The sequence below is a fragment of the Enterobacter cloacae complex sp. P17RS genome, assembly GCF_014895885.1.
In the GTDB taxonomy this organism is placed as follows: domain Bacteria; phylum Pseudomonadota; class Gammaproteobacteria; order Enterobacterales; family Enterobacteriaceae; genus Enterobacter; species Enterobacter bugandensis.
Genome location: NZ_JADBQK010000003.1, coordinates 216,880 through 240,065, shown reverse-complemented (window position 1 = coordinate 240,065; position 23,186 = coordinate 216,880). Strand labels below are relative to the sequence as shown.

21 protein-coding genes are annotated in these 23,186 nt (G+C 53.6%); 12 read left to right on the top strand and 9 right to left on the bottom strand.

The window, feature by feature from the left end; genetic code table 11:
- The first annotated feature begins 1 nt into the window (after position 1).
- Together sapF and IM265_RS02085 are read left to right on the top strand one after the other, a co-directional pair.
- Positions 2–808 (top strand): putrescine export ABC transporter ATP-binding protein SapF, encoded by an 807-nt coding sequence (sapF, locus tag IM265_RS02090; protein ID WP_028013385.1) that lies wholly within the window; start codon positions 2–4, stop codon positions 806–808.
- A 160-nt stretch (positions 809–968) separates the two neighbouring features.
- Positions 969–1,883, top strand: a complete 915-nt coding sequence (locus IM265_RS02085) for an ATP-grasp fold amidoligase family protein (protein WP_063154353.1) — start codon at positions 969–971, stop codon at positions 1,881–1,883.
- A gap of 14 nt (positions 1,884–1,897) precedes the next feature.
- On the opposite strand, the gene IM265_RS02080 is transcribed toward IM265_RS02085, so the two are convergent.
- Positions 1,898–2,962 (bottom strand): ATP-binding protein, encoded by a 1,065-nt coding sequence (locus IM265_RS02080; RefSeq protein ID WP_048959144.1) that lies wholly within the window; start codon positions 2,960–2,962, stop codon positions 1,898–1,900.
- The gene (locus IM265_RS02075; RefSeq protein ID WP_063154355.1) at positions 2,959–3,663 is read right to left on the bottom strand and encodes a response regulator; all 705 of its coding nucleotides are present in this window, start codon (positions 3,661–3,663) and stop codon (positions 2,959–2,961) included. Before IM265_RS02075 ends, IM265_RS02080 begins: the two co-directional genes overlap by 4 nt.
- A gap of 271 nt (positions 3,664–3,934) precedes the next feature.
- On the opposite strand from IM265_RS02075, the gene IM265_RS02070 reads away from it, so the two are divergent.
- The 9 genes from IM265_RS02070 (at position 3,935) to osmB (ending at position 15,665) form a co-directional block, all read left to right on the top strand.
- Entirely contained in the window at positions 3,935–4,321 is a 387-nt protein-coding gene (locus IM265_RS02070; protein ID WP_041909660.1) for a hypothetical protein, read from the top strand.
- Between the two features lie 136 nt (positions 4,322–4,457).
- The gene (locus tag IM265_RS02065; RefSeq protein ID WP_193030777.1) at positions 4,458–7,553 is read left to right on the top strand and encodes a multidrug efflux RND transporter permease subunit; all 3,096 of its coding nucleotides are present in this window, start codon (positions 4,458–4,460) and stop codon (positions 7,551–7,553) included.
- Positions 7,554–7,823: 270 nt separating this feature from the next.
- Complete coding sequence (fabI, locus tag IM265_RS02060) at positions 7,824–8,612, top strand: enoyl-ACP reductase FabI (protein WP_003856831.1); 789 nt, start codon at positions 7,824–7,826, stop codon at positions 8,610–8,612.
- A 154-nt stretch (positions 8,613–8,766) separates the two neighbouring features.
- Entirely contained in the window at positions 8,767–9,753 is a 987-nt protein-coding gene (locus IM265_RS02055) for a CMD domain-containing protein (RefSeq protein ID WP_193030779.1), read from the top strand.
- 88 nt (positions 9,754–9,841) lie between these two features.
- Positions 9,842–11,776: an exoribonuclease II gene (locus IM265_RS02050; protein WP_045260657.1), complete on the top strand. Its 1,935-nt coding sequence runs from the start codon at positions 9,842–9,844 to the stop codon at positions 11,774–11,776.
- A gap of 320 nt (positions 11,777–12,096) precedes the next feature.
- On the top strand, positions 12,097–14,088 hold the full coding sequence (gene pdeR / locus IM265_RS02045; RefSeq protein WP_028013393.1) for a cyclic di-GMP phosphodiesterase: 1,992 nt from the start codon (positions 12,097–12,099) through the stop codon (positions 14,086–14,088).
- Positions 14,089–14,206: 118 nt separating this feature from the next.
- Positions 14,207–14,389 (top strand): hypothetical protein, encoded by a 183-nt coding sequence (locus tag IM265_RS02040; protein ID WP_041909652.1) that lies wholly within the window; start codon positions 14,207–14,209, stop codon positions 14,387–14,389.
- Positions 14,390–14,432: 43 nt separating this feature from the next.
- A complete protein-coding gene (locus tag IM265_RS02035) occupies positions 14,433–15,185 on the top strand; it encodes a DNA-binding transcriptional regulator YciT (RefSeq protein ID WP_041909650.1) in 753 nt (250 codons plus the stop codon).
- A gap of 261 nt (positions 15,186–15,446) precedes the next feature.
- A complete protein-coding gene (osmB, locus tag IM265_RS02030) occupies positions 15,447–15,665 on the top strand; it encodes an osmotically-inducible lipoprotein OsmB (protein WP_008501216.1) in 219 nt (72 codons plus the stop codon).
- Between the two features lie 104 nt (positions 15,666–15,769).
- Here osmB and yciH read toward each other — a convergent pair whose 3' ends face one another.
- From yciH to pgpB, 5 genes are all read right to left on the bottom strand, one after another.
- A complete protein-coding gene (gene yciH / locus IM265_RS02025) occupies positions 15,770–16,096 on the bottom strand; it encodes a stress response translation initiation inhibitor YciH (protein ID WP_045630534.1) in 327 nt (108 codons plus the stop codon).
- Positions 16,093–16,833 carry an orotidine-5'-phosphate decarboxylase gene (gene pyrF / locus IM265_RS02020; protein WP_193030781.1) on the bottom strand — a complete coding sequence of 247 codons (741 nt, stop codon included), beginning with the start codon at positions 16,831–16,833 and terminating at the stop codon, positions 16,093–16,095. The genes yciH and pyrF overlap by 4 nt, the downstream gene beginning before the upstream one ends.
- Before the next feature lie 186 nt (positions 16,834–17,019).
- Positions 17,020–18,189, bottom strand: a complete 1,170-nt coding sequence (lapB, locus tag IM265_RS02015) for a lipopolysaccharide assembly protein LapB (protein WP_193030783.1) — start codon at positions 18,187–18,189, stop codon at positions 17,020–17,022.
- A gap of 6 nt (positions 18,190–18,195) precedes the next feature.
- Positions 18,196–18,504, bottom strand: a complete 309-nt coding sequence (locus IM265_RS02010) for a LapA family protein (protein WP_028013399.1) — start codon at positions 18,502–18,504, stop codon at positions 18,196–18,198.
- A gap of 148 nt (positions 18,505–18,652) precedes the next feature.
- Positions 18,653–19,420, bottom strand: a complete 768-nt coding sequence (pgpB, locus tag IM265_RS02005; RefSeq protein ID WP_028013400.1) for a phosphatidylglycerophosphatase B — start codon at positions 19,418–19,420, stop codon at positions 18,653–18,655.
- A 197-nt stretch (positions 19,421–19,617) separates the two neighbouring features.
- Between pgpB and ribA the strand changes: the two genes are divergently transcribed.
- Positions 19,618–20,208 carry a GTP cyclohydrolase II gene (gene ribA, locus IM265_RS02000; RefSeq protein ID WP_028013401.1) on the top strand — a complete coding sequence of 197 codons (591 nt, stop codon included), beginning with the start codon at positions 19,618–19,620 and terminating at the stop codon, positions 20,206–20,208.
- A 37-nt stretch (positions 20,209–20,245) separates the two neighbouring features.
- Here the strand turns inward: ribA and acnA are convergent, their stop codons facing one another.
- Together acnA and ymiC are read right to left on the bottom strand one after the other, a co-directional pair.
- Positions 20,246–22,921, bottom strand: a complete 2,676-nt coding sequence (gene acnA / locus IM265_RS01995) for an aconitate hydratase AcnA (RefSeq protein WP_193030785.1) — start codon at positions 22,919–22,921, stop codon at positions 20,246–20,248.
- 163 nt (positions 22,922–23,084) lie between these two features.
- Positions 23,085–23,183 carry a small membrane protein YmiC gene (ymiC, locus tag IM265_RS21935; protein ID WP_032644994.1) on the bottom strand — a complete coding sequence of 33 codons (99 nt, stop codon included), beginning with the start codon at positions 23,181–23,183 and terminating at the stop codon, positions 23,085–23,087.
- Positions 23,184–23,186: the final 3 nt, after the last annotated feature.

Genomic DNA, 23,186 nt, shown 5'->3' with positions numbered 1-23,186 from the left:
AATGGTCGAAACCTTGCTGGAAGTCCGCAATCTGAGTAAGACCTTTCGCTATCGCACGGGGCTGTTTCATCGTCAGACTGTCGAAGCGGTTAAGCCACTGAGTTTTACCCTGCGTGAAAAACAGACGCTGGCGATCATCGGCGAAAACGGCTCCGGCAAATCCACGCTGGCGAAAATGCTTGCCGGCATGGTCGAGCCCACTGCTGGAGAAGTGTTGATTGACGATCATCCTCTGCAGTTTGGCGATTACTCTTTTCGCAGCCAGCGCATCCGCATGATCTTCCAGGATCCGTCTACCTCGCTTAATCCACGCCAGCGCATTTCGCAGATCCTTGATTTCCCTCTGCGTCTGAATACCGAACTGGAGCCAGAGGCGCGCCGCAAGCGTATCTTCGAAACGCTGCGTATGGTTGGGCTGTTACCGGATCACGAAAGCTACTACCCGCATATGCTGGCCCCCGGTCAGAAACAGCGTCTGGGTCTGGCCCGCGCGTTGATTCTGCGCCCGAAAGTGATCGTTGCAGACGAAGCGCTTGCCTCGCTGGATATGTCGATGCGTTCGCAGCTGATTAACCTAATGCTCGAATTACAGGAAAAGCAGGGTATCTCCTACATCTACGTCACCCAGCATCTGGGGATGATGAAGCACATCAGCGATCAGGTAATGGTCATGCACCAGGGGGAAGTCGTCGAGCGCGGCAGCACGGCGGATGTGATGGCCTCCCCGCTTCATGAGCTGACGAAAAGGCTGATTGCCGGGCATTTCGGTGAAGCATTGACCGCCGATGCGTGGAGAAAAGACCGTTAAGCGCGGCGGTAAACACGGATTGCTCCGCTCAAATAAGGATTAAATAGCCTGCGTGCGCTATTTAATCCTTTTATTTTTATCTCCATCCCTGCTCCATATTTTAAGCAATATCCATCAATAGTTCTTCTCCAGAATACCGGGACATTACGGAGGAGAAGAAATGAACACCACCACATATGTTCTAAAATATACGGAGTATCTCATCAGAAAATGCCGTTCATATTTCATGACGGACCTCAATTTTCACACTGCAAAACTCAAAAAGACATCAGGCATAACCCCTGACATTAAATCACCCACTACGTTGAGTGAAAAAATATGTCATCGCCTGGTCTATGACCATAATAATCTCTACACAATGCTTGCCGATAAACTCGCCGTCCGCGAATACGTTGCGTCCAGAACAACGCGAGTAAAAGCGGTGCCTTTGATTGGGGTATACCGCAGGTTTTCGCATATCGATTTTTCAACACTGCCCGATCAATTCGTCCTTAAGTGCAATCATGACAGTGGAAGCACAATAATCTGTACAAACAAAAACCAGTTCAATTACCGGCAGGCCCGAAAAAAGCTCACTCTCGCATTAAAGAAGAATTTGTATTACACCACGCGCGAGTGGCAGTACAAAAATATTACACCCGTTATACTGTGTGAGCCCTATGTCGATCTTTTCAATAATGCGGACAGGAACAGCACGCCGGAAATGCTGAGAATTCACTGTTTTCACGGCGTCGCACACTATGTTGAGGCCGATTTTACAGATGACCGCGGCAGAGAGTTTATCAACGTTTACGACCGACACTGGAATTTACAGCCCTTCCAGATGGAATATCCTAATACGCCGGTCGCGCCCGGCGAGCCGAAATTGTTCCGTGAGGCTCTGCTGGCCGCTCAGGAGCTGGCGAAGGGTCTTGACTACTGCCGCGTTGACCTCATGTTGAAAAGCGATGAAATTTACTTCAGTGAAATAACCTTAAGCCCAAAACGGGGCAAATTGCGAATTACCCCTCTGGAATGGGATACAAAGTTAGGCGATATATGGCAGTTGCCGCTATCGGCAGGCAGGCCGGGCTGACCTGCCGCCAGGGCTCAGGCATCGGGCCAGGTCAGTTTGAATAGGGAGTGGTTTTGCTTCGATAAGGTATACGTTACATCGCCACCATGAGCCAGCATGATGGCTTTTACCACCGATAAGCCTAAACCACATCCTTCAGGATTCACATCTCTGGCACCATTATCCCGCTGGAAGGGTTGAAATAAGAAATCATGAAATTCCCTGGGGATGCCCGGCCCGCCATCCTCAATAAGGATATAATTGCCTTTATCAGAGACGCCATTTTTTACGATGAGTTTCCGCGAAGTTGAATAATGTAATGCGTTGTCAAACAGAACGGCCAGACACTGATTGATGCGCAACGGATCGAACACGCATCGCTGTTCCCTCAACTCTGTTTTAATCACAAACTGATTGTGCTTGAACTCGGGCATGAAAGTATCAAGCGCATCCTGGATTGTGCCTTTGAGGTCCGTTCTGGATTTATACAGCGTATAACCCGCCCCGCCGTCAGAGCTGATCACCCGAAGATCTTCAATCAAACGGGTTAACCCCTCAGTCTGCTTGAGAAGATTATTAAAAAGCAGCGGATCCGGCTCAAAAACGCCGTCAACCAGCCCCTGAAGCCGCCCGCGTAAAATCGTGACCGGGGTTCTCAGCTCATGGGCAATGGCGGCGTTCCAGGATTTCCTCTGAATATCCAGCGTCTGGAGTTTTTCCGCCATTTCATTGAAATCCGTGACCAGATGATTGACCTCTCCCAGACGGGAGCTGGCGCAATAAGCACGGGCATCCAGCTGGCCCTGAGAAATTTTTCTCAGGCTGGACGCTACCGCGTTTAACGGGGTGAGTATTCGTGAAGAAAGTTTTATCGTTAAAAATATCGCGATTATTAGACTGATTGTTGTCGCGGTCCCGATCCACACCCAGTCCCACATCGTCATTTGCTCGTCATCGCCCTCAACGGCACCGCCGGGGAGGTGATCGAGAATAAAAGAGTAAAAAAACCAGGAGCCCAGTACCGCAATGGCAATGATCATAAACGTCAGCAGCAGCATATACGTTAAGATCTGCCGACTCAGGACAGAATCTCTGTTCATTTTTTCTCCCCGAGCCGATAGCCCATCCCCCTGATGCTCTCAGGAACGCCATAAAGGCCTGCAAGCTCCAGCTTTTTACGCAGCTTGCTCATATGGCTGTCTACCGTTCTGTCGAGCGTATCGCCTTCCGGTAGACACGCGTTAAGTAACTCTTCCCGGGAACAGACCTTTCGCGGGTATCTCACCAGGTAAGTAAGAAGTTTAAATTCCGTCGTCGTTAATACTGGGGAGACTACCTCTTCGCCCACGGTGACCTCAACGTAGAAATCGTCCGGATAGACCGTAATAAAAGGCGTCCTGAGAGGCACGGCACCCGCCTGCTGGAGAGCGGGTCTGGTTCTGCGCAGCACGGCTTCAACTCGCGCGACCACTTCGGAAGGGTTGAAAGGTTTGATGACGTAATCATCCGCGCCAAGCCTCAGCCCCATCAGCTTATCCACGTCCTGATCGAGTGCGGACACCATAATGACGGGCACAGAACTTTCCTGACGGAGCGTCGTGAGTACGCTCCAGCCATCGCATACGGGCAGATGGATATCCAGCAAGATAAGATCCGGTTTATGGAGCCGATTAAGCGCTATCGCCTGCTCGCCCTGCCGGGCTCTCAGCGTTTTCATCCCAGAACGCTCTAAGTAACTCATCAATATTTCGGCAATTTCGTTTTCATCTTCAACAACAAGGATTAGAGTATTTTTGTTCATTTTATCTCCGCGGGTGAAATCCCTTTGAGCACGCTATCAGATATCTTTAGCACAATAAGACACAGGCTCCGGGAAAAAGTGCCGTGACCGCGAAAATTTCCTGGATTAATTTAAGTGCCCGGCAATTTCTCCATACAGCCTACACATTCAGTCAATAAAGACTCGACAATGTCAGTCCACAATAGTTATTCGGAGTTAAACCGTCTTTCGTTTAACGTGGTAAATACCCCTGTCGCTTAAAGGCTTTCTGAATTTGGCTGAGATAATGAACATGGAACTTTCGAAATACTTCTCTCCTAAAAAAATCGGCATATTTTCTCTCTTCCTGCTGCTATCGTGGGGATTACTTTATACCTGGCTGGTATTGATGCATAAAATGGATGAGAAAGTCGCCGCAACGCTACTCTCTTCCCCCATGATCTATGGCTGCATTGCCTTGTCGGTTGTCTCTCTGATAATACAAAACAAAGCAGGCGCGTTCACTGAATTACTTCTCATCGCCTTCTGGCTAATGGTGATTTTTGTTTATCTCATTATTACGTTCACTGTGCTGCTGAACGCTACGCCAGATTTTAACGATTTGGTGTTTTACTATGAGTGTTATTTAATTCTCTTTTTTGGCGGTTCACCGTTGTACCTCATCGTGAGAATGATTTAAACAACCGTGTTGTTTCGCTCCACACTCTCTCCATAAACCGCCCATGTCCGCTAAACAGGCGAGTTGTAGACTCTCCATCACACCATCTTGAACAAAATAACTCACTGAAATAGTCACGTATCTGGAAGTTAAATTAATGCCTCATTTCTTTATTGAACGTCCCATTTTCGCCTGGGTCGTGGCGCTTTTTATCGTCCTGGCGGGTGTATTATCTATCCCCCGGCTGCCGGTTGCGCAGTATCCGGCGGTGGCACCGCCTGGGATTATTATTTCTGTCACCTACCCGGGCGCCAGCCCCGATATTATGAATACGTCGGTGGTGTCGTTACTTGAGCGCGAAATATCTGGCGTCGATAATTTGCTTTACTTCGAATCATCCAGTGACACAACCGGTTCTGCGTCTATTACCGTGACGTTTAAGCCCGGCACGGACATCAAGCTGGCGCTGATGGACCTTCAGAACCAGATTAAAATTGTGGAGCCGCGTTTGCCACAGGCGGTCAGGCAAAATGGCATCAACGTCGAGGCGGCCAATTCCGGTTTTTTAATGATGGTGGGGCTGAAGTCCGCAACCGGTAAATTTGAGGAAGCCGATTTAAGCGATTACTTTGCCCGGCATGTAAGCGACGAGCTTCGCCGCGTACCTGGAGTAGGGAAAATTCAGCTGTTTGGTGGCGAAAAAGCGCTGCGCATCTGGCTGGACCCGATGAAGCTTCATAGCTACGGACTTTCGGTGAGCGATGTGCTTACCGCCGTTGGCCAGCAAAATGCCCTGGTTTCGCCCGGCAAAACGGGAGATGAACCGGCATCTGAAGGGCAAGGCGTAACGTATCCGATCACCGTGAAGGGGCAACTCACTTCCGTAGAGGCTTTCAGTAATATAACTCTGAAATCAGAGGCGTCCGGCGCAAGGCTGAAGCTGTCTGACGTCGCGCGCATTGAGTCCGGACTGCAAAGCTACGCTTTCGGTATCCGCGAAAATGGGGTTCCCGCAACGGCTGCGGCAGTCCAGCTATCGCCTGGCGCCAATGCGATGAGCACGGCTGCAGGCGTACGCGCACGCATCGACGAACTTTCTCAGGTGTTGCCGGAAGGAATGACTTTTACGGTTCCCTTCGATACCGCGCCTTTTGTGAAGCTCTCCATCATGAAGGTGGTGCAGACCTTTGTGGAAGCGATGGTTCTGGTCTTCCTCGTAATGCTGCTATTTCTGCATAAGATACGCTGTACGCTTATCCCGGCGATTGTTGCCCCCGTCGCACTGCTTGGCACCTTCACGGTGATGCTATTGAGTGGATACTCCATCAATATTCTGACCATGTTCGGCATGGTTCTGGCGATAGGGATTATCGTAGATGACGCTATTGTGGTCGTGGAGAACGTTGAGCGCCTGATGGAAGAAAAACAACTCTCTCCGCGCGACGCGACCCGGGAGGCCATGAAAGAAATCACGCCGGCAATTATCGGGATCACGCTGGTGCTTACCGCCGTCTTTATTCCCATGGGTTTCGCCGAAGGATCCGTCGGGATTATTTATCGACAATTTTGTATTTCCATGGCGGTCTCCATACTGTTGTCGGCATTTCTTGCCCTCACGCTTACCCCCGCGCTATGCGCGACGCTACTTAAGCCTCACAGCGCAGCAAAGCACGTTGGTGGCAGGTTCGCGGCAGGGTTTAACGCCCGCTTTCGTACCCTCACGACGTGGTACGAATCCGGGCTGGGCGCGGTGCTGAGACGTACCGGGCGTATGCTGCTGTTGTACGTTGCGCTATGTGCTGCCCTATGTTTGGGGCTTTCTTCGCTGCCCTCGTCCTTTCTTCCGGATGAAGATCAGGGCTATTTTATGTCCTCAATTCAGCTGCCTTCCGATGCCACAATGCAGCGCACCCTGAGAGTGGTTAAAAAATTTGAAGAGGAAATTGCGGCCCGGCCGGATATTGAAAGCAACATTATGATTCTGGGATTTGGGTTTTCAGGCTCGGGACCGAATTCGGCCATGGCCTTCACCACGCTGAAGGACTGGAAAGATCGGCAGGGTACGACCGCACAGAATGAAGCCGACCATATACAGGCCAGCATGGCTAACGTCTCTGATGCCGTCACGATGAGCCTTCTCCCGCCGGCCATTTCGGATATGGGCACCTCCTCGGGCTTCACCTGGTACGTGCAGGACAGGGCGGGACTGGGCTACGAGGCGTTAAAGAGAGCGGCCGATGCGCTGGTTATGAAAGCTAATCAACGTCCTGAACTGAGTGACGTGTATATAGACGGTCTGCCGGAAGGAACAAGCCTGGCCCTTCAGATTGACCGGGAAAAAGCGGAAGCGCTGGGCGTTTCATTTGATGAAATCAACCAGACGCTCTCGGTCACCATGGGATCGAACTACGTTAATGACTACACGAACAAGGGCCGCGTTCAGCAGGTCATTATTCAGGCCGACGCCCCTTACCGCATGCAGCCTGAGCAGATCCTGAAATTATCGGTAAAAAACCGTATGGGGCAGATGGTGCCAGTATCTACGTTTGCGACGCTTTCCTGGAACGTTGCGCCGCAGCAGTTGACGCGTTATCAGGGATATTCTGCTATCCGCATTACCGGCAGTGCGGCCCCGGGCAAATCCAGCGGTACTGCAATGAAGGCCATGGAGACGTTGTCACGGGATTTACCGCAGGGGATGGCCGGCGAGTGGGCCGGGAGCTCATTGCAGGAGAGAAAATCCGAATCTCAGCTCCCGGGTCTGATCGTTCTGTCGATACTGGTCGTGTTCATGGTGCTCGCCGCCCTGTATGAGAGCTGGTCAATTCCCTTTGCGGTCATGCTGGTCGTTCCCCTGGGGCTTATCGGTGCGGTGGTTGCCGTCTCCGTTGCGGGCATGACGAATGATGTTTTCTTTAAGGTCGGCCTTATCACCCTGATAGGCCTGTCCGCCAAGAACGCTATTCTGATTGTCGAGTTTGCAAGGCAGCTCCACCGGGAAGGACAACCCCTGCTGGCGGCAACAATACAGGCCGCAAGCCAGCGTCTGCGCCCTATTCTGATGACATCGTTAGCCTTTACGTTAGGCGTGGTGCCACTGATGCTGGCGCGTGGCGCGAGTGACAGCACGCAGCACGCTATCGGCACCGGGGTGTTTGGCGGCATGATCAGCGGCACGCTTCTCGCGATCTTTTTCGTCCCGGTATTCTTTATTGTCGTTGCGCGTTTCGTTGAGAACGCCAGGAAAGTGTGAATACCGCTGATGGATCGCGGAACCTTGCTGGTTGGATGAGGCGAAGCTGCTGCCGGGTGATATACTGGACGAATGCTGAAATTTTGAGCCCCCGCCAGCCCGCGCCTCACCTTTTGGGGCATTCCTCTTCGGAGATCGACGAGAAATATCGTGACACAAGGGGCCGTGAGTGGGCTATAATTTCGAGCTAATTTCGAATGATTTTGAAATACTGCCTGTAACGCTATGAATTACAAGGCAAAATAAGCAATGAATATAAGGATTAAAGCTATGGGTTTTCTTTCCGGTAAGCGCATTCTGGTGACTGGCGTTGCCAGCAAACTGTCCATCGCATACGGCATCGCACAGGCAATGCATCGCGAAGGCGCTGAGCTGGCGTTCACCTACCAGAACGACAAGCTGAAAGGCCGTGTTGAAGAGTTTGCCGCGCAGCTGGGTTCCAGCATTGTTCTGGAATGTGACGTTGCACAAGACGAAAGCATCGACGGCATGTTTGCTGAACTGGCAAAAGCATGGCCGAAATTCGACGGTTTCGTTCACTCCATCGGCTTCGCTCCTGGCGACCAGCTGGACGGCGACTACGTGAACGCGGTAACCCGTGATGGCTTTAAAATCGCGCACGACATCAGCTCCTACAGCTTCGTTGCAATGGCGAAATCTTGCCGCGCAATGCTGAACCCGGGCGCAGCGCTGCTGACCCTGTCCTACCTGGGCGCAGAGCGTGCTATCCCTAACTACAACGTTATGGGCCTGGCGAAAGCATCTCTGGAAGCCAACGTCCGCTACATGGCGAACGCAATGGGTCCAGAAGGCGTGCGCGTTAACGCCATCTCTGCTGGCCCTATCCGCACCCTGGCGGCGTCCGGCATCAAAGATTTCCGTAAAATGCTGGCACACTGCGAAGCGGTTACCCCGATTCGTCGTACCGTTACCATTGAAGATGTGGGTAACTCTGCTGCATTCCTGTGCTCTGACCTTTCCGCAGGTATCTCCGGCGAAGTGGTTCACGTTGACGGCGGCTTCAACATCGCTGCAATGAACGAGCTGGAAATTAAATAAGCTGTGGCTCTCTTCCCGCACGGGAAGAGAGCTTTCCCCCTCCGCACTCCCCTTCGTTATTCCGTTCTGCTATTTGTTATCACCTAACAATATTTTTCCCTTTATCTGCCTTACGCCAGGATATTGATCGCCATTTTGAGATCAAGGAACGCCCATGGAACAACGCCGTTTTTCCGGCAAAGGCCACTGGTATCACGAAACCCAGTCTAACCACGCGCAGCCAGATGTGCTGCCCCTGGTGCCCGAAGCCGCTAACGTCGACGATCGTTTTTTGCTCGATTTAGCCCTGCCAGATGAGATTGTCGCCGCCTGTACCGGCTGGCTTGCTCCTGCCAGATCCTTATGTCACCAGCTGTTCCCGCTCTCACTTCCCGTAAACCGCCTGCGAACGCTTAGCGCCTACGATCGGTTAAGTACCGCGCTGACGGTGGCGCAGGCCTGCGGCGTTCAGCGGCTGTGCAACCACTACGCCGCCCTCCTCGCCCCGCTGCCGGGCCCTGACTCCTCCCGCGAAAGTAACCGACGGCTGGCGCAAATCACGCAGTACGCCCGCCAGCTCGCCAGCTCACCTGACGTCATTGATGATAAGGCGCGAAACCAGCTTGATGAGGTAGGTCTGTCTATCTATGACGTTGTGGTGATTAACCAGATAATCGGCTTTATCGGTTTTCAGGCGCGCGTGGTCGCCGTCTTTCAGGCACTGCTAGGCCATCCCGTCCGCTGGCTGCCGGGCCATCATATTCAGCCGCACACCCTGCCAACGTCCTCCGACGCGTGGATCTCGCTTCTGCCCGTGGTCGAGCTTCGCTATGCCAGTGCGCATCAGCTTGAGTCCCTCTCCCGCTGGCAGGCAGAGCCCACGCTTGAGGCGCTGACGCCGGTCCTGTGCCATGAACCGACCTTGCTCGACCTGATGGGGGAGATCCTGATAAACAGCCGGGAAACGATTTCGCTGCCTCCTCCGGCGCTTTCGGCAGCAGCCGAATTGCTGACACGCTCGCCGGACCGCTTCAGCGCCGCACAATTTACCCCGCTCACGGAAGAAGGACTTACTGCCGTTCAGTCGATCAACCTGCTCAGCCAATGCGCGCTGGAGGGCTGGCTCAATCGACTAAAAGTCGCGTCCGGCAAAGCGGAATAACCACACTCTTTCCCCAAAGAGCGCTTGCTGTAGCAGTGAGAATCGCGTAAAACTGTCAGCCGCTCAATGGCTACGAAAATAGAACATTATGTTTCAGGACAACCCGCTGCTAGCGCAGCTTAAACAGCAACTGCATTCCCAGACGCCGCGTGCAGAAGGGGTCGTGAAAGCCACGGAAAAGGGCTTTGGCTTCCTTGAAGTTGACGCGCAGAAAAGCTACTTCATTCCGCCACCGCAGATGAAGAAAGTGATGCATGGCGATCGCGTCATGGCCGTCATCCATACCGAGAAGGAACGTGAATCCGCCGAGCCGGAAGAACTGATCGAGCCGTTCCTGACCCGCTTTGTGGGCAAAGTGCAGAGAAAGGACGATCGTCTTTCTGTCGTGCCGGATCACCCCCTGCTGAAAGATGCCATTCCCTGCCGCGCCGCCCGCGGCGTTGAGCATGATTTTAAAGAAGGTGACTGGGCCGTGGCAGAAATGCGCCGTCATCCTCTGAAAGGCGACCGCGGTTTCTATGCTGAACTGACCCAGTTCATCACCTTTGGCGACGACCATTTCGTCCCGTGGTGGGTCACCCTGGCGCGCCATAATCTTGAAAAAGAAGCGCCGAACGGCGTGGCAACTGAGATGCAGGATGAAGGCCTGGCGCGCCGCGATCTTACCGCGCTGGAGTTTGTCACCATCGACAGCGCCAGCACAGAAGATATGGACGATGCGCTCTACGCTGAAGAGAGCGCCGATGGCAAACTGCATTTGACCGTCGCCATTGCCGATCCAACCGCCTGGATTGTGGAAGGCAGCAAGCTGGACGAAACGGCGAAAATCCGCGCGTTCACCAACTACCTGCCGGGCTTTAACATCCCGATGCTGCCGCGCGAACTGTCTGACGACCTCTGCTCGCTGCGCCCAAATGAGGTGCGCCCGGTTCTCGCCTGCCGCATGACCATTGCCGCAGATGGCACGATTGAAGACGATATCGAATTCTTTGCCGCCACCATCGAATCCAAAGCCAAGCTGGCCTATGACAATGTCTCCGACTGGCTGGAAAACACCGGCAGCTGGAAACCTGAATCCGATGCTATCGCGGCACAGATTCGTCTGCTGCACCGCATCTGCCTGAACCGCGGCGAGTGGCGTAAGACTCACGCCCTGGTCTTCAAGGATCGTCCGGATTATCGTTTTGTTCTCGGTGAAAAAGGCGAAGTGCTGGATATCGTGGCCGAGCCGCGACGCATTGCTAACCGCATCGTCGAAGAAGCGATGATTTCCGCCAACATCTGTGCCGCGCGCGTGCTGCGCGACAGGCTGGGCTTCGGTATTTACAACGTTCATACCGGATTCGATCCGGCCAATACCGAAGCGCTCGCGGCCCTGCTGAAGAATCACGATGTGCATGTTGATCCGGAAGAAGTGCTGACACTGCCGGGCTTCTGCAAGCTTCGCCGCGAGCTGGACGCTCAGCCGTCCGGTTTCCTGGATAGCCGTATTCGCCGCTTCCAGTCCTTCGCGGAAATCAGCACCGAGCCAGGCCCGCACTTTGGCCTCGGTCTGGAAGCCTACGCCACCTGGACCTCCCCGATCCGTAAGTATGGCGATATGGTTAACCACCGCCTGCTGAAAGCGATTATTAAGGGCGAAACCATTGCCCGTCCTCAGGACGACACGACCCTACAGATGGCCGAGCGTCGCCGTCTGAACCGCATGGCGGAACGTGACGTTGGAGACTGGCTATACGCGCGCTTCCTGCAGGATAAAGCCGGTACCGATACCCGCTTCGCGGCAGAAATTATTGATATCAGCCGCGGGGGAATGCGCGTACGTCTGGTGGATAACGGTGCGGTCGCCTTTATCCCTGCCCCGTTCCTGCACGCCGTTCGTGACGAACTGGTCTGCAGTCAGGAAAGCGGCACCGTGCAAATTAAAGGCGAGACGGTTTACAAAGTCACTGACGTGATTGATGTAACTATCGCTGAAGTTCGCATGGAAACCCGCAGTATTATTGCGCGCCCTGTCGCCTGATAACCTGCTCAATTGTCGGTCATTTCCGTTCAGAAAGGCCGACAATTTTCTCCCTGTCTTTCCCCTCGCAAAAGCATCATTTTTCTTACTTTTTCGGCCCCAGCCCGCCCAAAACAGCCATAATTATCTACAGTTAAAGAGTGCTGCCCTGTTCGGGCACGTGGATTTTATACGCTCAGCATTTTTATATGCCTGATGCGTTTTATTATAAAAAAGCTCAGAAAAACAATACTTTCACTGCGGCTTTGCCGCTATTTTCAACGGAAAAGTCGACGACTAATGAATAATTTGTTCGCTAATGCGTCGCGGCGGGAGAAATCATGATCGACGAACTTGAGCAAAATTTGCTGTTTCGTTACATGGGTACTCACAGCCCGTGGTGGCGATTGTCGGCTGACAGCAACGCTCTGCACCTTGCCGCCAGCGAAAATGCTGACGTGACTCAGGAGATCGTACTGGATGATGAACAGGCCGCACAGATCCGTCAGCTAACGGTAATGACCACCAGCATTTCCCTGAACCTCTCTCTTTACGGCGAGCAAGTTCCCGTCCATCTTGTCGGACGCAAAATCACCCGAAACGAGTGGGCCGGAACGGCTTCCGCCTGGAACGATACGCCCTCCGTGGCACGCGATCTGGCTCAGGGACTCTCCTTTGCGGAACAGGTTGTTTCTGAAGCGAATTCCGTCATTGTCATTCTCGATCAAAACGGCAATATCCAGCGCTTTAACCGCCTGAGCGAAGAGTATACCGGTCTGAAAGAACATGAAGTCATTGGTCAGAACGTGTTTGAACTGTTCATGAGCCGCAGCGAAGCGGCAGCCTCGAAGCGCAACATTGCGGGTTTCTTTCGCAACGGCAGCTCCTACGAAGTCGAACGCTGGATTAAAACGCGAAAAGGGCAACGCTTGTTTCTGTTCAGAAATAAATTCGTTCACAGCGGCAGCGGTAAAAATGAAATTTTCCTTATCTGCTCCGGGACCGACATTACCGAAGAACGAAGGGCACAGGAGCGCCTGCGCGTGCTGGCCAATACCGATACCATCACCGGCCTGCCCAACCGCAATGCGATCCATGAGCTGATTTCAGACGCCATCAATAGCCGCGGCGATACGCAGGTTGGCGTGGTGTACCTCGACCTCGATAACTTCAAAAAGGTTAACGATGCCTACGGGCATATGTTCGGCGATCAGCTCCTGCAGGCGGTTGCACTTGCCCTTCTGAGTTGTCTGGATGAAGGGCAGGTTTTAGCGCGGCTCGGCGGCGATGAGTTTATCGTTATGGCCACCAATACCTCTCAGGGCTCGCTGGAAGCGATGGCGTCGCGTATTCTGACCCGCCTGCGCCAGCCGTTCCGAATCGGTCTGATTGAGGTTTACACCGGTTGCTCCCTGGGGATCGCCCTCGCGCCGCAGCACGGGAACGATCGGGAAAGCGTGATTCGCAATGCCGACATCGCCATGTACACCGCCAAGGAGAATGGCCGTGGCAAATTCTGCGTCTTCTCCCCCGAGATGAACCAGCGCGTGTTTGAGTACCTGTGGCTGGACACCAACCTGCGTAAAGCGCTGGATAACGATCAGCTCCTGATCCACTACCAGCCGAAAATGACCTGGCGCGGCGAAGTCAGAAGCCTTGAAGCGCTGGTCCGCTGGCAGTCGCCCGAGCGCGGGCTGATCCCCCCTCTGGAATTTATCTCTTATGCCGAGGAGTCCGGTTTGATTGTGCCGCTGGGTCGCTGGGTGATGCTTGATGTGGTTCGCCAGGTGGCAAAATGGCGTGACAAGGGAATTAACCTGCGCGTGGCCGTGAACGTCTCTGCACGTCAGTTGGCCGACCAGACGATTTTCAGCGAGCTAAAGCAGGCGCTTAAGGATCTGCATTTTGAGTACTGCCCTATCGACGTTGAGTTAACCGAAAGCTGTCTTATCGAAAACGAAGAGCTGGCGCTCTCGGTGATCCAGCAATTCAGTCGGCTCGGGGCACAAATTCATCTGGACGATTTCGGTACCGGCTACTCTTCCCTTTCCCAGCTGGCGCGTTTTCCTATTGATGCCATTAAACTCGATCAGGCTTTTGTCAGAGATATTCATAAGCACTCTGTCTCCCAGTCTTTGGTACGCGCCATTGTCGCAGTGGCGCAGGCGTTAAACCTGCAGGTGATTGCCGAAGGGGTGGAAAACGCAAAAGAAGATGCCTTTCTGACCAAAAACGGCGTCAACGAACGGCAGGGTTTTCTTTTCGCTAAGCCGATGCCCGCTGCCGCATTCGAGCGCTGGCTAAAACGATATCAAGCGCGACAACAACGTTAACGTCATACAGAGGTTCACTTTCGTATAGGTAATTTCGTTATGGCGTTTTTTCCCTTCTCTTTTGAACCTATTTTCTGCATCATTGAAATTATTAACTTTTCGCTCCTGGGGAGAGATGATGTCTACTATTGATCCACAAGCTGTAGCACAACGTATTGATACCGTGCTGGATATCCTGGTGGCGGGTGATTATCACTCTGCAATCCGTAATCTCGAGATCCTGAAGTCTGAACTTCTCGCTCAGGATGGCGCTGACAATGCCCCCGAAAACCGACAGCCTAAAGCGCCGTGGGAAGTCTAAACCCACTGTCTCAGACCTCGTTTCGCTTTATTAATTGGATGCTATGAATTCCCGACAACAACTCATTTTGCAGATGGTCATCGATCAGGGGCGCGTAAGCGTCGTTGAGCTGGCTAAAACCACCGGCGTTTCAGAAGTCACCATCCGTCAGGATCTTAATCTGCTGGAAAAACAGAGCTACCTGCGCCGTGCGCATGGCTATGCCGTGCCGCTGGACAGCGACGACGTTGAGACGCGCATGATGAATAACTACGCGCTTAAACGAGAACTGGCAGAATTTGCCGCATCGCTGGTAAACCCTGGCGAGACGGTCTTTATTGAAAACGGCAGCAGCAACGCTCTTCTGGCACGTACGCTCGCCGAACAAAAAGACGTTACCATCATCACCGTCAGTAGCTATATCGCCCATTTGCTCAAAGAGACGCGCTGTGAGGTGATTTTGCTGGGCGGCATTTACCAGAAAAAAAGTGAGAGCATGGTAGGCCCGCTAACCCGGCAGTATGTCCAGCAGGTTCATTTCAGTAAGGCGTTTATCGGTATTGACGGCTGGCAGCCGGAGACAGGCTTCACCGGACGGGATATGATGCGATCTGACGTTGTGAATGCCGTTCTGGAAAAAGAGTGTGAAGCCATTGTGCTGACCGACAGCTCTAAATTTGGCGCCGTCCATCCTTACACCATGGGTCCAGCCTCACGCTTTAGCCGCGTAATTACCGATGAAAGGTTAAGCGACGAACATCGTAATAAACTGGAAGATGACGGTCTCATTGTCGATATTATAAAAACGCCCGCCTGAGTCCATTTGCGCCCGTATTCCGGGCGCATATGCCCCCTTCGTCTGAGAGGATTCCTATCCATCCTTTAAGAGTTTTTACCTGTTTAACCTGCCGTAAAGTCGTAAAATTAATGTTAGCGATATAACAGGAAGTGACTATCACCTGCGTGATTACGTAACGCCTGCGCGACCAGCTTTCACGGAAAAAAGAATTGAGTATTCATTTTGACTATACTTAATGTGTACATCTTTCCGTGAATCGATAATTCAGGAGAAAGTATTATGACCTTAACCAGCAAAAAATTAGCCGCCGCTGTTCTGGCAATCACTGTAGCAATGTCCCTGAGCGCGTGCTCTAACTGGTCTAAACGTGACCGTAACACCGCAATTGGCGCCGGTGCTGGTGCGCTCGGTGGTGCAGTATTAACGGATGGTAGTACGCTGGGTACATTAGGCGGCGCTGCTGTCGGTGGTATTATCGGTCACCAGGTTGGCAAATAATTATTCTATCAGCCTTCCCGTTAAGGCGATTTAGCCTCGCATTTCAGGTCTGACTAACGCACGTATATAACACGAGCCACGGCATTTGCCGTGGCTTATTTATTTTAGCCGCCTGCCAGTTTAACTTTCATGCCTTTGGCTTCAAGGAGCGATTTAATTAAATCGCGTTTATCACCCTGAATTTCGATAATGCCGTCCTTCACGGCGCCGCCGCAGCCACATTTTTTCTTCAACTCTGCTGCCAGCTTGTTCAGCTCCGCATCATCCAGATCAATCCCGGAGATCAGGCAGACCCCCTTTCCTTTTCGCCCGCTGGTCTGACGCTGGATACGAACAATACCGTCACCTTTCGGACGTTCTGCTTTCGTTTTCGGTTCGTCTATGCGCCCGCTTTCCGTCGAGTAGACCAGCCGACTGTTGGAATCCGTCATTGCGCCCCCTTTTTCAGTGATGCGTTGATAGCCTTAAGCGTCTCTGCCGGGTTCGCAGACTGCGTCACCGGCCGGCCGATAACCATGTAGTCAACGCCTGCTGCCAACGCCTGCTCAGGCGTCATAATGCGTCGCTGATCGCCCACGTCGCTGCCAGCAGGACGAATGCCTGGCGTGACCAGTTTAAAATCTTTGCCCAACTCTGACTTAAAGCGTACCGCTTCCTGCGCGGAGCAAACGACGCCATCGAGACCACAACTCTGCGTCAGATGCGCGAGTCGCTCGGCGTGCCCGGCAGGTGACAACGTCACACCAAGGTCGCGCAAGTCGCTGTCGTCCATGCTGGTCAGCACGGTAACCGCAATCAGTAATGGCGCATCGTTGCCGAACGGCAGGAGTGCTTCGCGAGCGGCTGTCATCATTCTCGCCCCGCCCGACGCGTGGACGTTGACCATCCATACACCCAGTTCCGCAGCGGCGGCAACCGCGTGCGCCGTGGTGTTCGGGATATCATGGAATTTGAGATCGAGGAAGACATCGAAACCGCGCTGCTGCAGATCGCGGACGATTTGCGGTCCAAACAGCGTGAACATCTCTTTACCAACTTTCAGACGACAATCGCGAGGATCGATACCGTCGACAAAGGCCAGCGCTGCGTCACGCTTATTGTAATCAAGCGCAACAACAACAGGAGAATCCGTAATAACGCGGGAAGTGGAGGAAGTAACAGACGTCATGACCAGCCCTTTTCGTCTATGGGCGCGCAGCGGCGCGGAACAGATAAACGGCCTGCATTCTACCTGCCGTCGCCGTAAATTGACAGAATCCATTTATGCCCCTGCCAGGCCAGCAAGCCGCACGGTGTTGAAAAAGCAGTAAAAGCCATCAGTATGTTGTAACTAAAATGAAGGCTTTTAAAAAAATTACTGCCCATCCAGGCCGCGAATTGGCTTGATGGTGGACCAGGCCCGGCAGGACGGACAATGCCAGTAGAGCGTGTAGGCGGTAAAACCACACTTCTGGCAACGGTAGCGCGGCTTGCTGCGCACCTGCTCGCCAACCATGTCGCGCAGCACCATCAGGCTCTCTTTCGCGCGCCCTTCTTCCGCATCGTTCAGATGGTAGTCCATCAGCTTGTGGAATACGCGCATCGTGGGATGACGCTGCAGCTGACGGGTAATATAAACCTGTGCGGTGTCGCTCCCCTCATACTGCTCAACCACGTCAGAGAGCATCAGCTCAGCGGTCGCGCCGGTATTCTCTTCCACGCAACGGCGCAGAAATGCCACCCACTCTTCCTGCTTGTCCAGCTGCTGATAGCAGGTTTGCAGCATTTCAAGCGTTTCGCTGACCAGCTCTTTGTCCTGGTCAATCACCCGCATCAGGCTTTCAACGGCTTTAGCGTAGTCGCCGCTGGCCATAAAAACGCGCCCCATCATGATAGAGATACGCGCGCTATTGCGGTCTGCGGCGGCGCCTTTCTTGAGCAACGCCATGGCTTTGTCCATGTCGTCGTTGCCCATCAGCTGAAGGGCAAGCTCGCAGTAGAAATGCGCAATTTCAACGCGCTGCTTGTCTTTGCCCAGCTTCACCAGACGCTCGGCCGTATCAATGGCTTTCTGCCAGTCGCTGGTGGCCTGGTAAATCTGCAGTAACTGCTGCAACGCGCCGATACGGAAATCCGTTTCATCCACCAGTTGTGTGAACATATCTTCAGCGCGATCGTACAGCCCCGCGGCCATATAGTCTCGGCCCAGCTGTTGTACCGCCAGGAGACGTTGTTCGTAGGTCAGGGAGGCGCTTTCCATCAGGGTCTGGTGGATACGGATAGCGCGGTCAACCTCGCCGCGCGAGCGGAAAAGGTTACCGAGAGTGAGGTGGGCTTCGACGGTCCCCGTATCCTCTTTCAGCATATCGAGGAACAGGTCTACCGCTTTGTCCTGCTGATTGCTCAGGAGGAAGTTCACCCCCGCAACGTAGTCGCGGGAGAGTCGGTTAGCCTCATCCTGTTTCGTTTGTTGCGCACTTCTGCGGCCCATATACCAGCCATAGGCTGCGGCTACAGGCAAAAGCAGAAACAACAACTCCAGCATAGTCGATTATTCCTTCACGACCGGCACACCTGAACTTTCCGGCATGTCGGACGCAGGCGCAATGTGCTGTTCAAGTCGTTTAATTTTACGTTCAGCGCGCGCAAGAGAAACACGAACTTTCAACCAGAAAAGACCGCAAACCAGCCAGCCGATGGCAAAGCCTGCAGCAAATAAGACCGCCAGCAGGCTGGAGACCCGATACTCACCCTGCGCCAGCAGATAGTTAAACGTCACCTGTTGATCGTTTTGTGCACCCAATGTGACTGAAATGACAAAAATCGCCAATACCAGTAAGAAAATGAGTAAATATTTCACATTACTTCCCGTTATGTGGTTCAAGCGAATAAAGTGTGTTCAACTCACCGCAATCAGCCTTATAAACTACCATTTTAGCGACGGGCGCGAAACGGAAAAAGTAACGCGCACGTCATGGATTTATGGGCAAAATGCACAATATCAACCGTCAGGCGTCGCTTTGCTCCCTTTCGGCGATCTCTTCTTTCTCTTCAGGTGGTGGCGTGAGCGGGCCGCAGAACCGTTCTGCAAGCCAGGTTGCCAGCGTCACCAGCATCCAGGAGATCAGCGTAGCGACCACCAGATCCCGCGGCCAGTGCATTCCCAGCAGCAAGCGGCTGCCCATCACCCCTGTCGCCCAAACCAGTAAAATCGCGATGGTCATGGTGCGACGTCGAGGCCAAAGCAGCCCAACGCCCAGCAACGCCCAACTGGCTGCAAACATCGTATGGCCGGAAGGAAACGCGAATCCCGTCTCTTTTTGCCAGTGCTTACGCAGGAACTTTGGAATATCTTCCTGTTCTGAAAGCTGTTCTTTCACCAGCGCGCCGCGATCTTTACGCTTTAAATTGTAGAACTCATCCACCGGAACATGGTGCGCTTTTTCCAGCCAGACGACAAAAGGTCTTGGCTCCTGAACGTGATCCTTCACCCAGGACTTCACGCCCTGTCCAATAACGATCGCGCCACCGAGGATAGCAAAGAGCATCAACGCCGCGCGAAGTCGAAAGCGCAGGCACCACAAGAACCAGCCGCAGAGGATAACGTGGGTAATAATTCCCCACGGCTGCGTGACCGTCTCCGTTACCCAGTATAACGTTTTCAGCCACGTGGCATTCTGCCCCGGCTGCCACATCCAGCCGGAGACCCACACGGCCAAAGGCATAATCAGTAAAATGGCCGCGCCTGCTGCCGTACGTCTGGCGATTGAAAGCATGTCTTCTCCTTTTTCGCTAAGCCTCACAATCATAACTGAAATTCATTCGATGGGTGGATATGTCGGATCGTGCGTTTAACGTTCATATAGCATGGCGCCCATTAGGCGAACGTGCTGAGCTTGTGGCAAAATGGACAAATACAGAAAGCAAAACAGGCGCAAGGCACGAAACGTGTCAGCCTACTCTGGAGAATCACATGCAGCTTAAACGTGTGGCAGAAGCCAAACTGCCAACCCCATGGGGCGATTTCCTGATGGTGGGGTTTGAAGAACTGGCAACCGGACAGGATCATGTCGCGCTGGTCTACGGCGACATTTCAGGGCAGACGCCGGTGCTGTCCCGTGTCCATTCGGAGTGTCTGACCGGCGACGCGTTGTTCAGCCTGCGCTGTGATTGCGGTTTCCAGCTCGAAGCTGCCCTTACCCATATTGCCGAAGAAGGCCGCGGCGTGCTGCTCTATCACCGTCAGGAAGGTCGTAACATTGGTCTGCTGAATAAAATCCGCGCTTATGCGCTGCAGGACCAGGGCTACGATACGGTGGAAGCCAACCACCAGCTCGGTTTTGCCGCCGATGAACGTGATTTCACCCTCTGCGCCGATATGTTCAAGCTGCTGGGCGTGGACGAGGTTCGCCTGCTGACCAATAATCCCAAAAAGGTGGAAATCCTCACCGAAGCCGGGATCAACATCGTCGAGCGCGTACCGCTGATTGTCGGCCGCAACCCGAAAAATGCCCACTATCTCGATACCAAGGCGGCTAAAATGGGCCATCTTCTGAAAGAGTGAAAGTAAAAAGCCCGGCTCAAATGCCGGGCTTTTTTTATCAATCCAGCATTTTACGAATCACATAATGTAAAATGCCGTCGTTCTGGTAGTAGGTCAGTTCGGTTGCAGTATCAATACGACACCGGCATTCCAGTACCTCGCTTTTCCCGTCTGCTCGCGTAAGCTTCACCGGCACCGTTTTGCCCGGCTGCAGGTTTTGCAGGCCGCTAATATCAATCTGCTCTTCCCCCGTCAGGCCCAGCGTTTTGCGCGTGACGCCCTGCGGGAACTCAAGCGGGAGGATCCCCATGCCAATCAGGTTCGAGCGGTGAATACGTTCAAACGACTCGGCGATGACCACGCGAACGCCAAGCAGTCGCGGACCTTTCGCCGCCCAGTCACGACTGGAGCCGGAACCGTACTCTTTCCCGGCGATCACCGCCAGCGGCGTACCTTCCTGCTGATATTTGACGGCTGCGTCATAAATCGACACGACTTCCGTCCCCGGAAGATGGCGCGTCATCCCCCCTTCCACGCCCGGAACCATTTCGTTACGAATGCGGATGTTGGCAAACGTCCCGCGCATCATTACTTCATGGTTACCGCGGCGCGATCCGTAGGAGTTAAAATCGCGGCGCTCCACGCCCCGGCTTTGCAGATAACGGCCCGCCGGGCTGTCGGCTTTGATGCTCCCCGCCGGAGAGATATGGTCAGTGGTGACGGAATCCCCCAGCATCGCCAGTATGCGCGCCCCGTGAATATCCTGAAGCGGTGCAGGCTCGGCCAGCATTTCATCAAAGAACGGCGACAGGCGGATATAGGTGGAATCGTCCTGCCAGTCATAGGTGTCCGAGCCCACAACGTTGATGGCTTTCCATTCCGGCGTGCCTTCAAACACTTCCGCATACTCTTTGCGGAACATCTCGGTGGAGACCTTTTCAACGGCCATCGCAATTTCACGTGAGGATGGCCAGATATCTTTCAGATAGACCGGCTCATTCTTGCGGTCGTGACCAATAGGATCGGTAGCCAGGTTGATATTCATGTTCCCGGCGAGCGCGTAGGCCACCACCAGCGGCGGCGAAGCGAGCCAGTTGGTTTTCACCAGCGGATGAATACGTCCTTCAAAGTTACGGTTACCGGAAAGGACTGCGCCAACCGTCAGATCGCCCTGCTTGATCGCCGTTTCAATAGGTTCAGGCAGCGGGCCAGAGTTACCGATGCAGGTGGTACAGCCATAGCCCACGAGGTTAAAGCCCAGCTCATCAAGATAAGGCGTTAGCCTGGCCTGCGCCAGGTAATCCGAGACCACTTTGGAGCCCGGTGCCAGGGAGGCTTTTACCCAGGGCTGTGGTTTCAGCCCCAGCTCAACCGCTTTTTTAGCCAGCAAGCCGGCAGCCATTAATACGCTGGGGTTTGAGGTGTTGGTGCAGGAGGTAATGGCGGCTATGACAACCGCGCCGTCCGGGAGCTGATACTGATGTCCGTTCAGAACATAGTCGATTGGGTGATGGTCCTTCTTCGCCACGTTAACTTCCAGCTCGTTGCTTGCGGCAAACGCTTTTGGCACGTCGCTTAACGTTACGCGATCCTGCGGACGTTTCGGACCGGCGAGGCTCGCCTCAACGCTTCCCATGTCAAGCGCAAGCGTGCTGGTAAATACCGGCTCATCCCCCGGATTGCGCCACATGCCCTGCGCTTTGGTGTACGCCTCCACCAGCGCCACCTGCTCTTCGCTGCGTCCGCTCAGGCGCATGTACTCCAGCGTGACGTCATCAATGGGGAAAAATCCGCAGGTTGCGCCATATTCTGGCGCCATGTTGGCGATGGTCGCGCGGTCAGCCAGCGGCAGCGAATCCAGCCCGTCACCGTAAAATTCAACAAATTTTCCCACCACACCATGCTTACGCAGCATCTGGGTAACGGTGAGCACCAGATCGGTGGCGGTAATGCCTTCAGACAGCTTCCCGGTGAGCTTAAAGCCCACAACATCAGGGATAAGCATGGAGACCGGCTGACCGAGCATGGCGGCTTCCGCTTCGATACCGCCGACACCCCAGCCCAGCACGCCGAGGCCGTTAATCATGGTGGTGTGGGAATCTGTACCCACCAGCGTGTCCGGATAAGCCACCCACTCTTTGTCCTGCAATTCACTCCACACGGCTTTACCGAGATATTCAAGGTTAACCTGGTGACAAATACCGGTGCCGGGTGGAACCACGCTAAAGCGGCTGAACGCCTGCTGACCCCACTTCAGGAAGACATAACGCTCGTGATTTCGCTCCATCTCGAGACGCACGTTCTCGCCAAAGGCATCGTCATCACCGAAGTGGTCAACGGTTACGGAGTGGTCAATCACGAGGTCGACGGGTGAAAGCGGGTTCACTTTAGCCGTATCGCCGCCGAGGCGTTTAACCGCCTCACGCATGGCGGCGAGATCCACCACGGCAGGAACGCCGGTGAAGTCCTGCATCAGGACCCTTGCCGGGCGGTAGGCAATTTCTCTGTCGGCATGGGCATTCTTAAGCCACCCTGCCAGCGCCTGAATATCGTCAAGGGTCACGGAGTCACCGTCCTGCCAGCGCAAGAGATTTTCCAGCAAAACTTTCAAGGACTTGGGTAAACGCGAAATGTCCCCAAGCGTTCTGGCAGCCAGCGGCAGGCTATAGTAGTGCCAGGTTTTATTTTCTGCCTGTAACGTGTCCTTACTGGCTTCGCGTAGGGTTAACGACATAAGCTCCTCCTTAATTACAGAGATGTCCTGACAATCATCAGGGCCGTAATTAAAGATAACACAAAGATGTCGTAACGTTTTGATAACAACCCAAATTGATAAATTTAGGAATGGTCCAGAGGAGGGTAAAACAAAAAACCCCGCCGCAGCGAGGTTTTATGATTTAGTGGACGGCCAGCCAGATGAGCTGACTCCAGAACAGAATCGACAGGGTAAAAACGCCGATCCATGACCAGTATTTTTGAGACATCATGTTATTCATCAT